Genomic DNA, 17825 nt, shown 5'->3' with positions numbered 1-17825 from the left:
GGGGTCCGTCTGATGGAGACAAGAGGGGAGCGTCTCAGGAATCTTTTTGTTTCTCCCAACCGCGTCGTTGAGATCGTGCAGGCTATGGGGGAGCTGGTGCCGCTGCGCCAGTTTCGCCTGCTGTTGCCTTTGTGGCGGGTGAGTATCAGTGGTCGTCAGTATGAGAAGCGTCCTTATGAGCTGCTGGAGCGTTTTCTTGAGCGTGCGATCGGTGAGGCGGAGCTGCGAACAGCAGCAGAGCTGGTGCGCTTTTTTGGGCTGCCACCGGCAGTCGTTGCGAAGACGCTGGACTTTCTGCGGACGGTGGGCCACGTCAGCGGCGATGATGCGGATTTGCGTCTGACCGAGCTGGGACAGGCTTCGCTGCAGAGTGGGTTGTTTCTGCGTCCGTTGGAAAGTCAGCGCTTGCTCTATTTTGAGGCGTTTGATTCGCAGCCGCTGCCGCGGAGCTACTATGAGCGTGAGTCTCTGATTCTCTCGGAGGTGGAGGCGGTGCGATTGGGCGACCGCACGATTACGCGCCTGTACAGTGGCTCGTACTTCGATCCTGAACGGTTGCGGCAATTGGCCAGGCGAGGTGATCGGGAACAGTATAATTTGCCGTCTGAGCTGGAGCTGGGGCCTAATGCAATCCGGCAGGTGGCGCGGGCCTACTTTCCGTTGACGGTGGTCGAGGCTCACGCTTATGATGAGCACTATCGGCATGCTGTAAAGAAACGCTATCTGGCGTTCTCTCTTGTCGCTGGTCATCGTGATCTCTTTTTCGAGCGACTGATTCAGGAGAAGCCGGCGATTGCTTATTCGTTTCCTGAGCTGGACGAGGACAACGTTCCCAAGGTCATCGAACGTTATGCTTCGCGTCAGGGGTTGCAGCTTCCGGATGAGGCGCGGATTGCGCGCAACGCTGCCGGCTTGTGGCAGCTTGTGCTCTCGCCGCGCCTTTTTCAGGCGGCCAGCACAGGCGAGCGGCAGCCTTTGCGCCCGAGCGATGTGGGCAATGTGCGTCAGGAGGATGGGTATTTTTTCCAGCTCTGGTGTAAGGACGAGCAGCTGCGGCGTCGCAGTGCTCTGGAGCAGACGCTGCTCTTTGTGGAGCGCGAGCAGCGTCGGAGACAGCCGCTTTTCCGCGGGTCCTTGCTTCAGGTAATGGGGCATATTTGTAAGCGTCTGGCGGTGCCGGTGCTGGGGTGGTCAGAGCTAGTGGAGTTTACGCGGGAGCAGGGGCGCGAGGATCTCCTTGAGGAGCTGGAAGCCTAAGCTGTGTCTCTGGCAGGTGCTGCGAGGGCTAAGGGAAGCTAATGGCTGGCCGGCAGGCGAGACCCTTGCCAGGGATCAGCACCATCCGCCATTGCTGGCCGATGGCTATGTGCAGACAGTGATCTCTCGCCTTTCTGCGGGCATTCTCCGATGGAGCGTTCTTATTTCTTTCATCAACTGTTCAGCATACTTCTTTCGAGATATCCCATTTAGTATCTTCTTTTGAGTATCTTCGTACGGATCACCCCCTCTGCAACTCTCGGAGTCCCCGCCTAGCAAGGATCTTGCAGGCTCTTCTTTCAGTATCCTCGCGCGGATCGTCCCCTCTGCAACCAAGTAAGGCGGCTTCTCGGCCATTACAGCGCGAATTTTCTTTCAGTATCCTCGTGCGGATCGTCCCCTCTGCAACTAAAATATCTAAATGCGATGCCGCCGGCGGATTGATCTTTCAGTATCCTCGTGCGGATCGTCCCCTCTGCAACGTACAAGTGACTCCCCTAGCCCAAGCGTAGGACGTATCTTTCAGTATCCTCGTGCGGATCGTCCCCTCTGCAACTTGCGGCAGTTTTTCCCAGTGCGATATTGCTCCTATATCGCTTTCAGTATCCTCGTGCGGATCGTCCCCTCTGCAACGTGGTTTAATCTCTATGCTGTCCATCATGAACGAGCGACTTTCAGTATCCTCAGGCGGATCGTCCCCTCTGCAACTGTAAAGAATGGAGCCTGGTCTTGATGGGAGTCTGCCCTTTCAGTATCCTCGTGCGGATCGTCCCCTCTGCAATGTCACAACCTGTACTATCTGGAATACGAGCAAGACCTTTCAGTATCCTCGGTACAGATCGTCCCCTCTGCAACACTCGCGTGAAGCCTGCCACACTCGCTGGCTACAACCCTTTCAGTATCCTCGGTACGGATCGTCCCCTCTGCAACATTTCTGCAGCCAGCAAGTAGATGCTTCCTTTAAGTCTTTCAGTATCCTCGTGCGGATCGTCCCCTCTGCAACGCCAGTATAGAGAAGAAACAACATCCTTACTTTGACGAACTTTCAGTATCCTCGTGCGGATCGTCCCCTCTGCAACTCCCTGACTCACCTCAACAACCATCCGAGCCAGGACTTTCAGTATCCTCGTGCGGATCGTCCCCTCTGCAACAATGCTGCCAGCCTGGATCAAGTCCAGAAAACTTACCGCTTTCAGTATCCTCGTGCGGATCGTCCCCTCTGCAACTTCATGAGCAATACCTCTCGCCAGGTATTCATTCGTCTCTTTCAGTATCCTCGTGCGGATCGTCCCCTCTGCAACCGCGCCCAACGAAAGCGAACCCGGGATACTTCTTCCATAGACTACAACGATTGAGGCCCCGTTTTTGGCATCTAAGAGCCTCGTTTTTCTCTCCCTCCCCCTCTCAAAATACATCGCCTTACGATATTTCTCGAAACTCGTTTTTTGCAAGCCGCAAGGGGCGAGTTTCGAGAGTGCATAAGTCTTATCTTTATCATATAAAGAGTAAAACATGCATGCTTTCACGGTAATGCGGTCAGAATCTGACCGCATTTAGTTGCTGGCTCCGGAGAGTTTCGAATCGATCGCTCAAACGGCCCTCATCGCCAGGGGTCTCGGCTCAGCCTGCGACTTTGAAGGTGGAGGAAGGAGCCTTCGGCCTCCCCCTCAACCCTCTCCCGCCAGCTTAAGCCCGAGACGCCCTGTTCTGATATGTGATAGATACCGACTATGTCTATCAGAAAGGGAGAAACGCCGGCGTGGAACACCAATATCGCTTTGCGAAGGCTTTCCAGCACGTGGGTATCTGACCGAAGCAAGGGAGTGCTCCCCAGCGCATCACCTTCCCCCCAGAAACACCGCCTGCCTCTCTCTCCCCTTGCCACCTCTTCTCTCCCTCTCCACTTGACAACTCCCTTCCCCCTCCCTTATCGTATGTCCATACTTCTCTTCGCCTATCCAACAATCCGTCTCACGAGCGCGCCCGCTCCCGTTCCGGCGCTCTCGGCTCGTCCGTTCTCTGAGGAGGTTTGTGATGGTCTCGGCTCACTCAGCCTCTCCCTCACCTGCCTGGGAGCCTGCTCCCTCGTGCCGCCTTCGCGTCTTCCTCTTCGGCCCCTTGCTCGTCCTCCAACGCTCCCCTGACCTCTCCTGGCTCCCCCTCCCTAAGCACGCCTGGGGCAAAGGCCGCCCCGCCCGCTCCGTCTTCAAACGCCTCTTACTCTCCCCCTCTCGCCGCCTCTCCTGCTGCACCCTCCAAGACGACCTTTGGCCCTCCCCCGACGACTCCCTCTCTCTCGACAAAACCCTCTACAACGCCATCAACCAGCTCCGCCGCGCCATCGGCAAGGACCTCGTCCTCACCATCGAGTCCTCCTATGCCCTGGCCGATCCCTCCCTCATCTGGACCGACTATGACGCCTCCCAGGCCCTCCTGACCGCCGCCGAGCAGCATGGCCGCACCACCGAAGCAGCTCTCCCTCTCCTGGAGCAGGCCCTCACCTACCTCACTCGCGGTGAGCTGCTCGAAGAGGAGGGCGGCCTCTGGGTGCATGCGGCCCGTCTGCACGGTCAGGCCATGCTGCGCCAGTGCCGCCGCTGGCTCGCCCAGATCTACACCCGGCAAGGACGGCTCTGGCTGGTCAGCGAGCACTTCCGCGCCTTGCTTCAGGCCGATCCTGCCGATGAGGAGGCGCTGCGCGACTGGCTACACGTGCTGCTGCAGCACAGCCAGGAACGGGAAGCCCGCCGCTGCTACGAGGAGGTCCTGGCCCTCGCTGCCCAGCAAGGTGACTCCCTCCCCTCCTGGGAGCAGCTCCGGCTGGTCAAGCCCCCTGCCGATATGGTATGCTTGACCCAGACAGAAGATGCAGCCGAGGAAGCGCAGCCCAGCCTGCTCATCCCCGCTGCTCCCCTGCGCCAGCCTGGCAGCCTCGGGCCTGCAGCGTCTCCTGATCCGGCCCTGCCGACGCTGCCCTTGCCCGTTGGTAGCCCTCTGTGGTTTGTCTGGCAACAGCGGCGCGTCGAAGCCCTGCTGATCCATTTCCAGGAGCGCAGCCGGGGCAGGCTGGACCCAACCGCCTGGGCTGAGCTGCGCCGTCGTCTCCAAGAGGAGCTTGCCACTGTGCCACCACACGAGCATGATCGCGATTACACCATCTCGCGCCGGCAGATGCTGGGCGCGCTGGCAGCTTTGCCACTGACCACCCTGACGGGAGCTCGGAACGCTCTCCCACCTGCTGAGGAGCTGCTGCCCCTCTGTGCGGCAGCAAACACCGCCTGCTGGCAACTACTCAACAGCCAAGGCATTGGCATCGTCCAAGAGATCCTTCCCCGCTATCTGCCATTACTAGAAGGCCTAGCCCAGCCTGGCAAGCCACAGCACTCCCTGGCAGCCCGTCTGGCTGCAGAAGCCAACCGTATTGCGGGCATCGCCGCCAGCCACCATCAGGGAGACCTTCGGGCCAAACAGCTCTTCTCGCGAAAGGCGGCACACCTGGCAGCCCTGAGCGGACATGCACCGGCGCAGATAGCAGCCTTACGCGACTTGAGTCTAGCTTTCTACTATGATAGGCTCCAGGTATCCTCTATGCTAGCCCATCTGGAGCCAGCCACACCATTGCTGGCAGCATGCCCTTCAGTGATGCAAAGCAGTGTGCTTTGTCTGCAGGCAACGGCTTGGGCCTATCTGGGCCGCGAAGAAACTGCGTTGCATCTTCTCGGAGAGGCACACGAGCGGTTTGAGCTGGAAGGCGAGAGCGAAGCTCTCCCCGACTTCCGTTTTCGCGAAGATAACCTTATACTGTGGACTGGCCGGGTCTACCTCTACCTAGCCATGCGTTTTCCCGAGAAGGGCTATAGTCGGCGAGCATGGGAGACGTACAGCCAGCTAAAAACCATGCCTGTGAGGGTAACGACTCCTGCCCGCCTGGAGGTGGAGATTCTCCTAGATGAAACCAAGACAGCGCTCATTCAGCAGGAGCGAGAGACCTTTACCTGCCTGCTGATAGAGTGCATGCACAAAGCGACCGCGCTGAAAAGTCTAAGCCTGCAGAGAGAAACCTTAGCCCTGTATCGCCGGGTGCGAGCAGAAGACCACCCCTGGCACCACGAACGTTCTCTGATCGAGCTGGCTGATCTGTTCATCAACCGATAGGGGCAGCGACCGCCCGGCCTGCCATCGCCGGCAGGGGATGGTACTTCAGACCAGGCAGCATCGGAGAGGGGTCTACCGCTAACGCCCCGTTCTCTGGTGTCTGATCGACCGTGATCTCTCTGCTGCTGGCCTGACCGATTCAGCTCGACAGACGCGTCCGCTATGCACCGAAAAACGCGCTTGTGCCTTCCTGAGCGGCGTTTATCTGCTCAGCGGCGGGTGGTCCTGGACAGGCATCTCCCCCTGGCAGTAACAGCTCAGACAGGAATAGCACAGGCGTTTTTTTCTCACCCCTCCCCTCCTTCGGAAAAAGTTCGAACAGGCTCTGAGAGGCTTCCTTTCCTCTCCTGACTATCCTGTTCTAGGAGCTTGAAAGGAAAGGAGACATACAACCTATGGCTACGTCACCCCAGCCTTTAACAGATGCGCACGGGCGGTCTTCACATGCCTGTGCGCGCTGCCATCAGCATCAGCGCCTGCTCCTGCACCAGGCCATCGACCTCAGCCAGCCGCACCTGATCCTCTTGCCGCGGCATCCCTCGCCACACTGCTTTCAGCAACTACGCCGTCTGCTCTGCTCAGAGCGAGAGGAGGGCCGCGCATGATCCGCCACTGGCTCAGGCACCTCTTGCAGGCCTCTCCTAGCCCTTCCACCACTGCAGCCTCAGCCGCGCCGTCTCCGACGGCTCCCGGCGCCCTGACCCCAACCGGTCCCGGCGACACCTACGTGCTGCCGCGCACCCGCCAGGAACAGAACCGCCTCGACCTGCAACACTTCGCCCTACGCCAGTTCCTTGGCAGCCACTTCCTGGCTCCCGTCCGCGACCCGCGCGCCATCCTCGACGTCGGCACCGGCAGCGGCATCTGGCTCCGCGAGGCCGCCCGCTGCTGGCCCCAGGCTCGCCTCATCGCCCTCGACAAAGACCTCTCCCTCCTGCGCACTCCCCTACCGCCAAACTGCCAGCCCGTGCAGGCCGACCTGCTCAGCGGCCTCCCCTTCCCCGACGCCTCCTTCGACTACATCCATCAGCGCCTGCTCGTCGCCGCCATCCCCCTCACCGCCTGGCCCGGCGTTCTCAGCGACCTCCTGCGCGTCACCGCTCCAGGTGGCTGGCTCGAATTCGTCGAGGCCACCGGCCAGGTCTTCCACGAGGGACCACACCAGGCCCGCGTCCGCGCCTGGTTCGAAACCCTGGCCGCCCGGCGCGGCCTCCATTTGACCGCACCGCTCCAAATCCCCGACTGGCTGCGCTCCCTCGGTCTCCATCCCACCGTTCGCGCCTATGAGACCCCCCTCTTTGGCAAAGCCTACGGCGCCCCCCTCTTTCGCCGCGACCTGCTCGCCTCCCTGCAGAGCGTCGCCCCCATATTGGCCAGCGTCAACCAGGTCCCTCTGAGCCTGGTCGAAGAGACCTTGAGGGCCCTCCCCGCCGAATGGGAGCGCCAGCGCACCTGCTGCGGCCTCCTGACCGTCTGGGGGTGCAAGCCATGAGCCGCCATCGCCACCGCCATCGCCGCCAGCGCTCCAGGCGCCCCACCAACGACCTGCTGGCCGGCCTCTCTCCCGTACTCATCCCCGGGCCACTGGAGTGGGCCTTGACTGGGCGCACCATCGAAGATCTCCAGCTCCTTACCATCACGCTCCTCTCGCCACGCGCTCAACAACTCTGGCAGCACTGGCAAGAGAAGCGCGACCCACACTTTGCCACGTCCACCAGCGGACGCCTGGGCAAGGGCGACCGCCACCTGCTCAAACTCCTGGTCGAGCTACAACAAGGTCTGGAGCTGCTCCAGGCCCGCTGCCAGGAAACCATCGCGCGCGACCCCGACCAACCCATCTATTTCCACACCAGCGAGATCCCGCGCCTGCGCCGGCTGCTGAGCCTGACAGACCGCATGCTGCAGCAGGTGCATAGCGTGAGTCCCGAATCAGCTACCCTGCAGCTGAAGCTTGGTCAGCGGCTCATCCGCTACCTGGCCCGCACCTTGCGCGACCATCCCCGTCGCGAGCACCTTAACTAAGCCGCCGAGCAAGGCCCTCGCACGTGGGCCAGGTTGCCGGATGACCATAAAGGGGGTATTCTCTGAAGAGAAAAGGGAGCGTCAAGCCCTATCAGCTGAAAGCAGTTCAAGCCGCGCTCAGGAAAGTGAAAGGCCCCTCATGAGCACAGTCGACCCAAGGCATTATGCGCTGTCCATCCAATGGAGCGCAGAGGACCAGGCGTACGTAGTGACGGTACCAGAACTGCCCGGCTGCCAGACACATGGGAGCACCCACGAGGAAGCCGTGAGACGAGGGCAGGAAGCTATCGCGGGCTGGCTGAGCGCCGCTCTGGCCACGCAGGCAGCGCCCCCTCCACCCAGGACCCTGGCCTCTTCCTCAGCCTGACCCTCGGCTCCTGGGATGACGCCTTCCCCCTTTTCATGGGCTGCCCCAGGCCAGCGCCCCGGGTAGCCCCTCACCAGGCATGTAGAGGCAGCCTGGCCCACCTGGTCAGAGTCCGCACTACAACCCTGCCTGCCGGCCCCGCAACGCAGAGCGAGCAGGCGCCGAGCCACCGTCACAACAAAGGAGCCACCCGCCACGGACGAGCCTCAACTCAATCCGAGGCCACCGTGAGCAGATAGCTCCTCGTTCTGGCTCACCTTGCCCTCTAGCGAGAGCGAACCGCCTGATTCCTGCCGATCAGCATCAGGCTCACGCCAGTTTGCCAGCGTGCGCCTCCGCGCCTCGCCTCTCCTCCTACTCGACCAGCAACTCCTCCAGGCAGCGCTCAATCGTGCTGGCCGAAGGATAGTAAGCCGTCTCCTCCGGCTCGTTATAGGGGGCCGCCGGCGCCGGCAGGGCCGAGATCAAGCGCGGCGTTGCATCCAGATCATAGAAACAATGCTCTACAATCCATGAATGCACATGGCGCGCGAAGCTCGTCAGATCTGGCTCCTCCGTCACCACCACCACCCGATTCGCCTCGCGCACCGCCTCCCGCAGCGCCTCCTCATCGAACGGCATCAGCGTCCGCAGGTCCACAATCTCGATCGCTCCGCCATACCGCTCGATCACACTGGAAGCAGCAATACAGGCCTCCAGCACCATCGTCCCCCAGCTGACAATCGCCACCCGCGGCGTTCCCTCGCCCAGGCGCAGCCGACGAGCCTGGCCAATCGGCAGCGTATAATAGCCCTCGGGCACCTGCCAGTACTGGGCCATCACCTCAATTGGGCGCCCGTGGCGATCCTTCGGCGGCTCCGAGCGATAGAGGCGTCCGCGCTCCAGAAAAACTACCGGCGACTGTGAGCGCGCTGCCTCCAAGAGCAGCCCCTTGGCATCGAACGGCGTCGCCGGGCAGAGCGTGATCATCCCTGGCACATTCGTAAACCACTGCTCGCCCGCATTCGAGTGGCCAAAGGCCCCACCACCGGCGGCACTACTCGAAATGGGACCGCCTCCTCCACTCCCCGACTTCGTGCGGATCAGCAACGGCACCCGCCAATCGCCAAAGTTCTGGTAGGAGATACGCGCCGCCAGGCGAATCGTCTGCGACGCCGACTGATGGTAGTCCACAAACTGGATCTCGGCACAGCGCGCGCGCCCGTCAATCATGGCCGCCCCGGCGGCGACTCCAATGATCAACTGCTCATTGAGGGGGCTACTGATGGCTCTCCCAGGGAAATGCGTAACCAGCGAGGCAGTGGCGCCGAAAACGCCCCCTTTCGGACTCCCCACATCCTGACCATAGACGAAGAAATCGGGATCACGCTGCGCCAGCTCAGCCAGCGCCTCATTAATCGCACCCAACATCGTCGTCGGGCGCTTAGTACCACGTGGCGTATTTTCCTGCCACTGCGGGACATAAACCACATGCTGCAGGACTCGCTCGGGCGTCGGTTCCGGCTCCTGCAGCACACGCTCCTCGGCCTGTTGCAGCTCGGCTCGTACCTCACGGCGCAGGCGCTCAAGATCAGCCTCCTGCAGATAGCCGTGTTCAACCAGCCAGCGGCCATAGTTAGCCACCGGATCTTTGGTCGCCTTGGTAAACTCGACCTCCTCCCGCTTGCGGTACGAATAGATGTCCGTACTGCTGGAGTGTGGATCGAGCAGACCAAGCTTGAGATGCATCAAGGCCGGGCCTTGCCCCGAGCGCACATACTCAGCCAGACGGGCCGTCGCCTCAAAGACCGGAATCGCATTCGTGCCGTCAACCTCCTCGGCAAAGATTCCGGCAGCGCGCGCCCACTCGACCAGCGAACCAGCCCACTGAATCGCCGACTCAGTCGTAATGGCCCACCCATTATCCTCAACAATCATGAGGATCGGCAGGCGATGGACCGAGGCCAGACGGAACAAAACATTGAAATCGTTGGTCGCCACGCCGCCATCGCCGGTCGTGAAGACCACAATCTCCTTGCTCTCGTGCCGCTTGAGCGAGAAGGCCACCCCGCCGGCAAAGGGTGCCAGCGCCGCCACCTCGCTAAAGGTCGGCAGAATGCGATGGCGTCGGCTGCTGTAGTGCGAGGGCATGTTGCGACCAGCACACATCGGTCCTGTCGTGCGCGAATAGGCTTCCCGCAGCGGACCATAAATGTCACCTGTCCGCTGCAGCCACGCCGCCAGGTCACGATAGTAGAGGGAGAGCCAGTCTTGCGGATCAACGGCAGCTACTACGGCGGCCATGCTCTCGTGCCCACCGCACCCAATATAGAAGGGGAACTTCCCTTGCGTCTTGCGCACTTTCAGCAGCTCGTTGATGCTGCGCGCCATCAGCATGGTGCGGTAAAGCGCAACGGGATCGTCAGGCCGCGCGCCCGTTCTGGATTCCGCTGCCTGCACTTCCAGAGTCATTGCTACTGCCTCCAATCGTCTACGCTGACATCTCGACCCGGCTCCATTGTCCAGGGTTTTTTTCACTGGCATTATAGAATCGACTTTCGCGAAAAGCAACCACTGGAGCCACAAGCCCAACCTGAAACATCGGCCAGAGCAGACAAAACAGGCAGCAGCCTAACCCCTTCTCTGTTCGTCTGCTGATCAGCTGGAGGCCCTCAGCAGGCCAGCTTGACCCCCTTTGACCCTCCCCTTCACTAGCCGCGCTATTGCTAGCCCGCGCGACGAGGGCGTATAATGAGCAGTGCATCTGGCGATGCACCGGCTTCCTTCTACGATCCAACAAGAGAAGATCAAGGCGTGAATCGTATGAAAACGCATCTGGTGGTGTCGACGTGGAGCTAGCGACTACTCAGCCTTCACTATCCACGACGCAGCTACGCGACCTCTATCAGCGCATGCTACTTACGCGCCTGGTTGACGGCTACTGTTGGCAACTCCACCAGAGTGGGCGCATCGGCTTCGTGGCCAGCTGTCGTGGCCACGAGGCGGCCCAGGTCGGCAGCGCCGCCTGCATCCGCCCGAGCTTCGACTTTACCCTGCCTTACTATCGCGACCTGGGGGTCGTGCTGACCCTCGGGATGACTCCCTACGAGATCTTCCGCACCTACCTGCAGGGCTGGCCAGGCAGCCTGACCGACCCCGACCAGCGTCTCCATCGCCCGATCCAGCACTGGGGCTATCATAAGCACAATATGATTAGCGGCCCCGTCCCGGTGGCAACCCAGATTCTGCACGCCGCAGGCATCGCCTTCGCCTGCAAGCTGCGCAAAAGCTCAGCCGTAGCGATTGCCTACTGCGGCGACGGCGCCACCGCCGAGCCGGATTTCCTGGAAGGACTCACCTTCGCCGCTCAGCAACGCCTGCCCGTCCTCTTCATCTGCGAACAGGATTGCTCTCTCGACGCCCAGGTGTTCCGCCTCTCCCCCGCCCGCCTCCCCTCCGGCCTCACCTATCGCTGCATCGACGGCAGCGATATCCGCGAGGTCTACGCTTTCACCAGCGAGGCGCTGGAGCTGGCTCGCGCCGGTCAGGGGCCAATCCTGCTGGAGATGCTGGTGACGCGCGGCTCCCCCGAGCAGGATGAAGCCGAGTGTGATCCGCTCTCCCATTGCCGGCGCCTGCTAGAGAACAGCGGAGCCTGGGACGAGGGGTGGCACGCTCAGCTGACGGCTCGCCTGCGCGCCGAGGTCGAGCAGGCTCTAGAGGACGCACTGCGCGATAGCCAGCAGAGCGAGTCTGCTGAGACCCAATCCGCCAATCTCGCACCCCAGCGCCGCGACCGCGAAGGAGGATGATACGCCTTGCGACGTCAGAATAACCGTCCCAGCGCGCTCTTTGAAACGCTGCTCTACGGGGCCGACTATAACCCCGAGCAGTGGCCCGCCTCCCTCTGGCCAGAGGATATGCGCTTAATGAAGCTGGCGGGTCTTAATATGGTCTCGATCAATATTTTCTCCTGGGCCTTGCTCGAGCCAGCCCTGGATCAGTACGATTTCTCGCAGCTCGACCGCGTGATGGATCTGCTGGCCGAGCACGGCATCGCCGCCGATCTGGGCACGGCCACTGCTGCCCCCCCTCCCTGGATGAGTCGGCAGTATCCCGACATCCTGCCAGTGACCCGCGAGGGCCTGCGCTTCTCCCACGGCTCGCGGCAGCATTTCTGTCCCAACAGCAGGAACTATCGCCGCGAGGCCGCCGAGCTGGTCCGTCAGCTGGCCCAACGCTACCGCAAGCATCCTGCGCTGCGCCTCTGGCACGTCAACAATGAATATGGCTGCCACGTTCCGGCCTGCTACTGCGATAACTGTGCCGAGGCTTTCCGCTCCTGGCTCCAGCAGCGCTACGGCTCGCTGGAGGCCCTCAATGAGGCCTGGGGAACCACCTTCTGGGGCCAGCGCTATTCCCACTGGGAAGAGATCCTCCCCCCGCGCCTGACGCCAGCTCAGCCCTCTCCCAGTCTCTGCCTGGATTACCAGCGCTTCATGTCCGCCTCCTTGCTGGAGTGCTTTTTGAATGAAGCCCGCATTCTGCGCGAGATCACACCCCACGTCCCGGTGACGACCAACCTGATGGGGGCCTTTAAGCCGCTGGACTATTTCGCCTGGGCCCCCCATCTGGATGTGATCGCCTTCGATAACTATCCAGCACGCACCACACCGCCCAACGAGGTGGCCTTCGTCCATGACCTGATGCGCTCGCTCAAGAGCGGTCAGCCGCATCTGGTCATGGAGCAGGCCCCTGGCCCCGTCAACTGGCGCCCGCAGAATCCCCAGCGCCGCCCTGGGGAGCTGCGCCTGCAAAGCCTACAGGCCGTAGCGCGCGGCGCCAATGGCGTTCTCTATTTCCAGTGGCGCCAGTCGCGCGCCGGCGCGGAGAAGTTCCACAGCGCCATCGTCTCCCACGACGGCAGCGAGCGCGCGCGCACCTTCCGCGAGGTCGAAGAGATCGGCGCCGAACTCAAGCAGCTCGCCCCCATCGTCGCTGGCAGTCGCGTACCGGCTCAGGCGGCCTTGCTGATGGACTGGGAAAACTGGTGGGCAGTGGAATATCAGCCAGGCCCCAGCGATCGCCTTCGCTACTGGGACCTGCTCCTGGCCTACCATCAGCCTCTCTACGCCGCGAATATCCCTGTGGCAGTAGTCTCGCCAGAGAGCAACTGGCAAGGCTACCGGCTCTTGATCGCCCCCTTGCTCTATCTGCTGCGTCCCGGCCTGGCTCAGAGGCTGGAGATGTTCGTCGCTGAAGGCGGAATCTTGCTGACGACCTTCTTTAGCGGCATCGTCGATGCCAACGACCGCGTGGTGACTGGGGGCTACCCGGCTGAACTGCGGCGTTTGCTGGGCCTGCGTGTGGCCGAGTTCGATCCCTGGACCGCGGAGATGCGTAACACGCTGGTGATCGAAGAGGGTCCGCTGCAGGGACGCTACGCCTGCAGCCTGTGGGGCGAGGTGCTGGAGCTGGAAGGCGCCCAGGCCCTCGGGCGTTTCGCCAGCGACTACTATGCTGGCGGCCCTGCGCTGACCGTCCACCACTTTGGCCAGGGCCGGGCCTACTACCTGGCAACCCAGCCGGAAGAGGCCTTTCGGCAGCGTCTCCTGACCCAGCTTTGTCAGGAGGCGGGCCTGACCCCCTTGCTGGAGGCTCCTCCCGGCGTCGAGGTCTCGCGCCGCCTGACCTCAGATGCACGCAACATCTACTTTCTTCTGAACTATAACCAGCAGGAGGTCACGCTCTCCCTGCCCAACGGCCATTTCCGACGGTTGCCCCAGGGAGAAACGTTCAGTGGACAGGTACGCCTGGCTCCACGCAGCGCGCTGGTGCTGCGAGAAGAGGACTAGCAGGCCGTGGCACCGGCGTCGGTCGGGCGTCTCGCTCGCCCGCCTCCCGGCCTGTTGTTCTTCTCTACGTTGTCGTGCCGACTGACTTACTGCGTCAGCCCCTGATCCTCGGCGGTACTGCTGCGCTGGGCCCGCAGCACGGCCTCGGCCTGGTTGAGGAGCGCGTCCTCGATGCGCTGTCGATGTTTGGGCAGAGTGTTGGCCGGCAGAGCCTGGGGCGGGAAATAGCGACAGTCGCGCGCCTCGTCGGTAGGAGTGAGCGCCCCACCTACGACGCGACAGCGGAAGGTCAAGACCACCTCCTGCTTCTGAGGCTTGGAGTAGATACCCACCAGCCGCTCGACGACCACCTCAAGGCCGGTCTCCTCGCGCACCTCACGCTGTACCGCCTCATCGACCGTCTCCCCCAGCTCCATCCCTCCCCCAGGAAGGTTCCACCAATCGATGTCGTTGCGATGCACGAGCAAAACTCGTCCCTCGTCATCGAAAATGAGGGCAAAAACCCCCACACGGAAGCGGGCAGAGCCGCCCACCAGTGCCTCTGCCCCAACCTCGGCGTTCTGCATTCCTTTCCTCCCTGATTGAGCGTGCGTGGCCTACGCCCACATGATCCCAGCCTCTCATTCAGGTGCCCGGCGGAGCAGGGTGATCTTTCGCGCCCTAGCTCAGCTCAGTCGCTGAGGCCATAGAGCTGCCAGGCATTATCGTGGAGGATGAGCTGGGCCATATGCCGGGCCTGTTCGTAGTCCAACTCGTCCGCATCGATCATCTCCTGGAGAACCTGGGCCAGAATCGCGCGTCCGCGCAGGGCCGCCGCCCAGTGCATTTCTGGTAGATGAATACCATCAGAGCTATAGACGAGCTTACTAACAGGGGCTACTCCAAGGGCCTGGCGCGTAAAGGCTAGCATCTCCAGCCGATCGACAAAGGGGATACAATATGAAAGATCGAAATAGACATGAGGATAGATTGCCGCCAGATAGGCACCCAATTGAACATAGGGATAGCTTTCATGCAGTAAGACGATGGCCATCCCCCGATAATCTTCGCGCTCCATAATGTTCCGCAGATGCAGCGGGTTACCCAGGAGCAGATTCGTATCGCTATCCCCATAGCCCGTATGGAACTGCACCGGCAGTTTTTGCTGAGAAGCATAGTGGAAAGCAATATGGAGCAAATAATCAAGCAACGGCTTATGATTGATGCGCAGCGTGCCCTGACGCAATCCCTCGGCTCGGGCCTGAGCAAAGGCAGCCACCGCCTCATCCTTGGTCCATTCCAAAATATTCAGGCCCGAGCGATAGGCCACGATACTTTTGAAGCCGCAGTAGCCACGCTCGCGGATGGTGCTCACCTCCTGCTCATAGTGAGCCACCATCTCATCGAAGTCGCTGTAGGCCATGACCAGGCGCTGCATGAGCGGCTCCAGACGAAAGAGCCTGGCGGCGCGACAGTGACCCAGCTCGCCCATCCGCTCCGGCGAGTAGACATGAGGGCCTTCAGGGAAGCCCGTGTCGATAACCAGGGCGGCAAAGTTTGCTGCTTGCAAGAGGCGCGCTAGCAGGGCATCGCTCTCCAGGGTATTGCGAGCTGCGATTAGCTCCTCCTCGCTCGCCGGACAGCCATAGAAGGCTGTCGCCTGGCGTACCAGCCAGAGGTAGTAGACCGACTCGCCAACATGACGCTGGACGAAGCCAGGATCGGCGGCTTCAGTGAAATAGCTGCGGAAACGTAGCAGATCCATTTGCTGATCGAGCAAGACCGGATGGCAGTGATTATCAACGAGCGGTATATCGCTGAGATCGAGCATGGTAACCCTCGCGCGCTATCTTATGAACTGGAGTTATCCCGCTCATGATAGCAGCCTCGGGGGTCAACAATCAAGCCCTGCCGGGCCAGCGCCCGCCCGCTTGCGAGTGGCCCCCTTCACGATGAGGCACCACCCGCAAGCGAGGGGGCCTCTCAAAAAGCCGACCTTGTTGGCGTCCGATCAGCACAGGCTCACTGCCAGCCTCTTGCTGTTCAGACTTCCTTGCCGACCATGACCTCGGTCGACTTGATGACCGCCACCACCTGATCGCCTGGCTGCAGCTGCAGTGACTCCGCTGAGGTGCGCGTGATCGCTGCAACCAGCTCCTGACCATCAGGCAGAGCGACCGTCACCTCAGCCATCACATCGCCTAGCTTGACAGCCTTGACCGTGGCCTGCAAACGATTGCGTGCACTAAACTGCAAAGTCATGATGCATCGTCCCCCTTTCGCCTGGCGTACCCGGTCAGCGAGCACGCTCCAACGTATCGCCTGTCCGCTCCGTTGCCCACACAAACCGCGAGCATGGCAGCGCCTCCCTGCTCGCGAGGAGTTCCGCCATGCTCGCTCGTCGTTTCGTTGCGCTTACACTATCCAATACGGCGCCAGTGCGCCCGAGGCTTCAGAGTCCAATACAGACCGATTTCAGCTCGGTATAGTTCTCCAGGACCTCGTGGCCCATCTCGCGCCCCCAACCGGATTGCTTGTAACCACCGAAGGGCAACGCGGCATCAAAGACATTATAGCAGTTGACATAAACCGTACCGGCGCGCAGCTGCTGTGCCAAACGATGGGCCTTACTGATATCGCGCGTCCAGATGCCTGCCGCCAGCCCGTAGACTGTATCATTGGCCACCGGCGGGATCTCGTCCAGTTCCTTGATGGGCATGGCCGTGACCACCGGTCCAAAGATCTCCTCCTGCACCACCTTCATATCCTGGCGCACATTGACCAGGACCGTCGGCTCGACAAAGTACCCCTGGTCGCCGTGCCGTCTGGCCCCACAGAGCGGCGTCGCACCATCGGCCAGGCCGGCCTCAATATAGCCCGAGACACGCTGCAGCTGCTCCTCGGAGACTAGCGGCCCCATCTGCGTCTGCGGATCAAAACCCGGCCCTAGGCGGATCTTCTTGGCCTCCTCGGCCACGCCCTCGACAACGCGATCAAAGACCTCCTGCTCCACGTAGAGGCGCGACCCGGCGCAGCAGCACTGCCCGTGGTTGAAAAAGATGGCATGGGCCGCCCCCTTGATAGCAGAGTCAAGGTCGCTGTCCTTGAGGACGATATTCGGCGACTTGCCGCCCAGCTCCAGCGTCACCTTTTTGAGATTACCAGCGGCAGCGTGGACGATAAGCTTGCCAACCTCAGTCGAACCAGTGAAGGCAATCTTATCGACGTCGGGATGGGCCGCCAGGGCCGCACCTGCGGTCTCCCCGAAACCGGGCACAATGTTAACGACCCCATCGGGGAAACCCGCCTCCTGGATTAGCTCGCCCAGGCGTAGGGCCGAGAGCGGGGTCTGCTCAGCCGGCTTAAGGACGATGGTACAGCCAGCGGCCAGAGCCGGGGCCAGCTTCCAGGCCGCCATCAAAAGGGGGAAATTCCAGGGGATAATCTGCCCAACCACGCCTACCGGCTCGCGCAAGGTATAGGCGAAATAGTCGCCCGGCGTGGAGATCGGAATGGTATGGCCTTCGATCTTGGTCGCCCAGCCCGCCATATAGCGGAACATGTCGACGGTTAGCGCCACATCGCCGATGCGCGCAATGCGCAAGGGCTTGCCGTTGTCAAGCGATTCAAGCTGGGCAAACTCCTCGCTGTGCTGCTCAATGAGATCGGCCAGCTTCCAGATCAGGCGCCCACGCTCCGAGGGCTTCATCCTGCGCCAGGGACCACTCTCGAAGCTGCGCCGGGCCGCCTGCACCGCCCGCTCAATATCCTCTTTGTCTCCCTCGGCAACCTGCGCCAACACTTCGCCCGTGGCAGGATTGTAAACGGGAAAGGTCTTGCCCGAAGCGGCCTCTTCCCATTTCCCCCCAATAAAGAGCTTCTTCGGCCCACTTCCGACGAAGGTCTGGACTTCCGGTAAGACAGCGACATTGCTCTCGGCCAGCGTCATGATAGTTCTCCTTCTTCATTGCTGCTGGTTGACCGCGCCGTCCGTAACGCCTCGCACGCAGCCCGTTCTTCAGGCCCGTCCCAAAAAATGCCGCACAAAAGAAGAGTCCCAATGCGATGAGCGTTAACCACGCTGAAACTCGCTCTGCTGGTGAAGACTGCCGTGACGACGAAGCGCGAAGTGGGCGGCAGTATCTTGCTCATCGATTGAGTACTCAATAATTGAGTATAAACAAAATGCGGAGAAAGTCAAGAGCGACCGG

At 61.4% G+C, this 17825-nt stretch carries 12 protein-coding genes and 2 CRISPR repeat arrays; of the genes, 7 read left to right on the top strand and 5 right to left on the bottom strand.

Annotated elements, in window-relative coordinates:
• Positions 1-12 precede the first annotated feature (12 nt).
• The 5 genes from N688_RS08570 to N688_RS23950 all read left to right on the top strand — a co-directional run bounded on the left by N688_RS08570 (position 13) and on the right by N688_RS23950 (position 7801).
• A complete protein-coding gene (locus tag N688_RS08570; RefSeq protein ID WP_052888891.1) occupies positions 13-1257 on the top strand; it encodes a hypothetical protein in 1245 nt (414 codons plus the stop codon).
• A 220-nt stretch (positions 1258-1477) separates the two neighbouring features.
• A CRISPR array of direct repeats spans positions 1478-2039; the repeat unit is 37 nt; unit sequence CTTTCAGTATCCTCGTGCGGATCGTCCCCTCTGCAAC.
• Positions 2040-2222: 183 nt separating this feature from the next.
• Positions 2223-2558: a CRISPR direct-repeat array (repeat unit 37 nt; unit sequence CTTTCAGTATCCTCGTGCGGATCGTCCCCTCTGCAAC).
• Positions 2559-3291: 733 nt separating this feature from the next.
• Positions 3292-5412, top strand: a complete 2121-nt coding sequence (locus tag N688_RS08560) for an AfsR/SARP family transcriptional regulator (protein WP_052888889.1) — start codon at positions 3292-3294, stop codon at positions 5410-5412.
• A gap of 601 nt (positions 5413-6013) precedes the next feature.
• Positions 6014-6904: a class I SAM-dependent methyltransferase gene (locus N688_RS08555; RefSeq protein ID WP_052888888.1), complete on the top strand. Its 891-nt coding sequence runs from the start codon at positions 6014-6016 to the stop codon at positions 6902-6904.
• Positions 6901-7434 (top strand): hypothetical protein, encoded by a 534-nt coding sequence (locus N688_RS08550; RefSeq protein WP_156025351.1) that lies wholly within the window; start codon positions 6901-6903, stop codon positions 7432-7434. The genes N688_RS08555 and N688_RS08550 overlap by 4 nt, the downstream gene beginning before the upstream one ends.
• A gap of 40 nt (positions 7435-7474) precedes the next feature.
• Positions 7475-7801 (top strand): type II toxin-antitoxin system HicB family antitoxin, encoded by a 327-nt coding sequence (locus tag N688_RS23950; RefSeq protein ID WP_420341004.1) that lies wholly within the window; start codon positions 7475-7477, stop codon positions 7799-7801.
• Positions 7802-8155: 354 nt separating this feature from the next.
• Here N688_RS23950 and N688_RS08545 read toward each other — a convergent pair whose 3' ends face one another.
• Positions 8156-10252: an alpha-ketoacid dehydrogenase subunit alpha/beta gene (locus N688_RS08545; protein ID WP_052888886.1), complete on the bottom strand. Its 2097-nt coding sequence runs from the start codon at positions 10250-10252 to the stop codon at positions 8156-8158.
• 377 nt (positions 10253-10629) lie between these two features.
• Here N688_RS08545 and N688_RS08540 point away from each other — a divergent pair, with 377 nt between their 5' ends.
• A complete protein-coding gene (locus tag N688_RS08540; RefSeq protein ID WP_052888885.1) occupies positions 10630-11592 on the top strand; it encodes a thiamine pyrophosphate-dependent dehydrogenase E1 component subunit alpha in 963 nt (320 codons plus the stop codon).
• 6 nt (positions 11593-11598) lie between these two features.
• A complete protein-coding gene (locus N688_RS08535; protein WP_052888884.1) occupies positions 11599-13635 on the top strand; it encodes a beta-galactosidase in 2037 nt (678 codons plus the stop codon).
• A gap of 86 nt (positions 13636-13721) precedes the next feature.
• On the opposite strand, the gene N688_RS08530 is transcribed toward N688_RS08535, so the two are convergent.
• The 4 genes from N688_RS08530 to N688_RS08515 all read right to left on the bottom strand — a co-directional run bounded on the left by N688_RS08530 (position 13722) and on the right by N688_RS08515 (position 17563).
• Positions 13722-14201: an NUDIX hydrolase gene (locus tag N688_RS08530; RefSeq protein ID WP_052888883.1), complete on the bottom strand. Its 480-nt coding sequence runs from the start codon at positions 14199-14201 to the stop codon at positions 13722-13724.
• Between the two features lie 104 nt (positions 14202-14305).
• Entirely contained in the window at positions 14306-15445 is a 1140-nt protein-coding gene (locus N688_RS08525; RefSeq protein ID WP_052888882.1) for an amidohydrolase family protein, read from the bottom strand.
• A gap of 212 nt (positions 15446-15657) precedes the next feature.
• Positions 15658-15876 (bottom strand): TOBE domain-containing protein, encoded by a 219-nt coding sequence (locus N688_RS08520; protein ID WP_202901872.1) that lies wholly within the window; start codon positions 15874-15876, stop codon positions 15658-15660.
• A gap of 190 nt (positions 15877-16066) precedes the next feature.
• Positions 16067-17563 (bottom strand): aldehyde dehydrogenase family protein, encoded by a 1497-nt coding sequence (locus N688_RS08515; RefSeq protein WP_052888881.1) that lies wholly within the window; start codon positions 17561-17563, stop codon positions 16067-16069.
• Positions 17564-17825 lie beyond the last annotated feature (262 nt).

Source organism: Thermogemmatispora carboxidivorans (assembly GCF_000702505.1).
Classification (GTDB): domain Bacteria; phylum Chloroflexota; class Ktedonobacteria; order Ktedonobacterales; family Ktedonobacteraceae; genus Thermogemmatispora; species Thermogemmatispora carboxidivorans.
The sequence above is the reverse complement of the archived record's forward strand: the minus strand, read 5'-3'. Positions and strand labels throughout refer to the sequence as shown.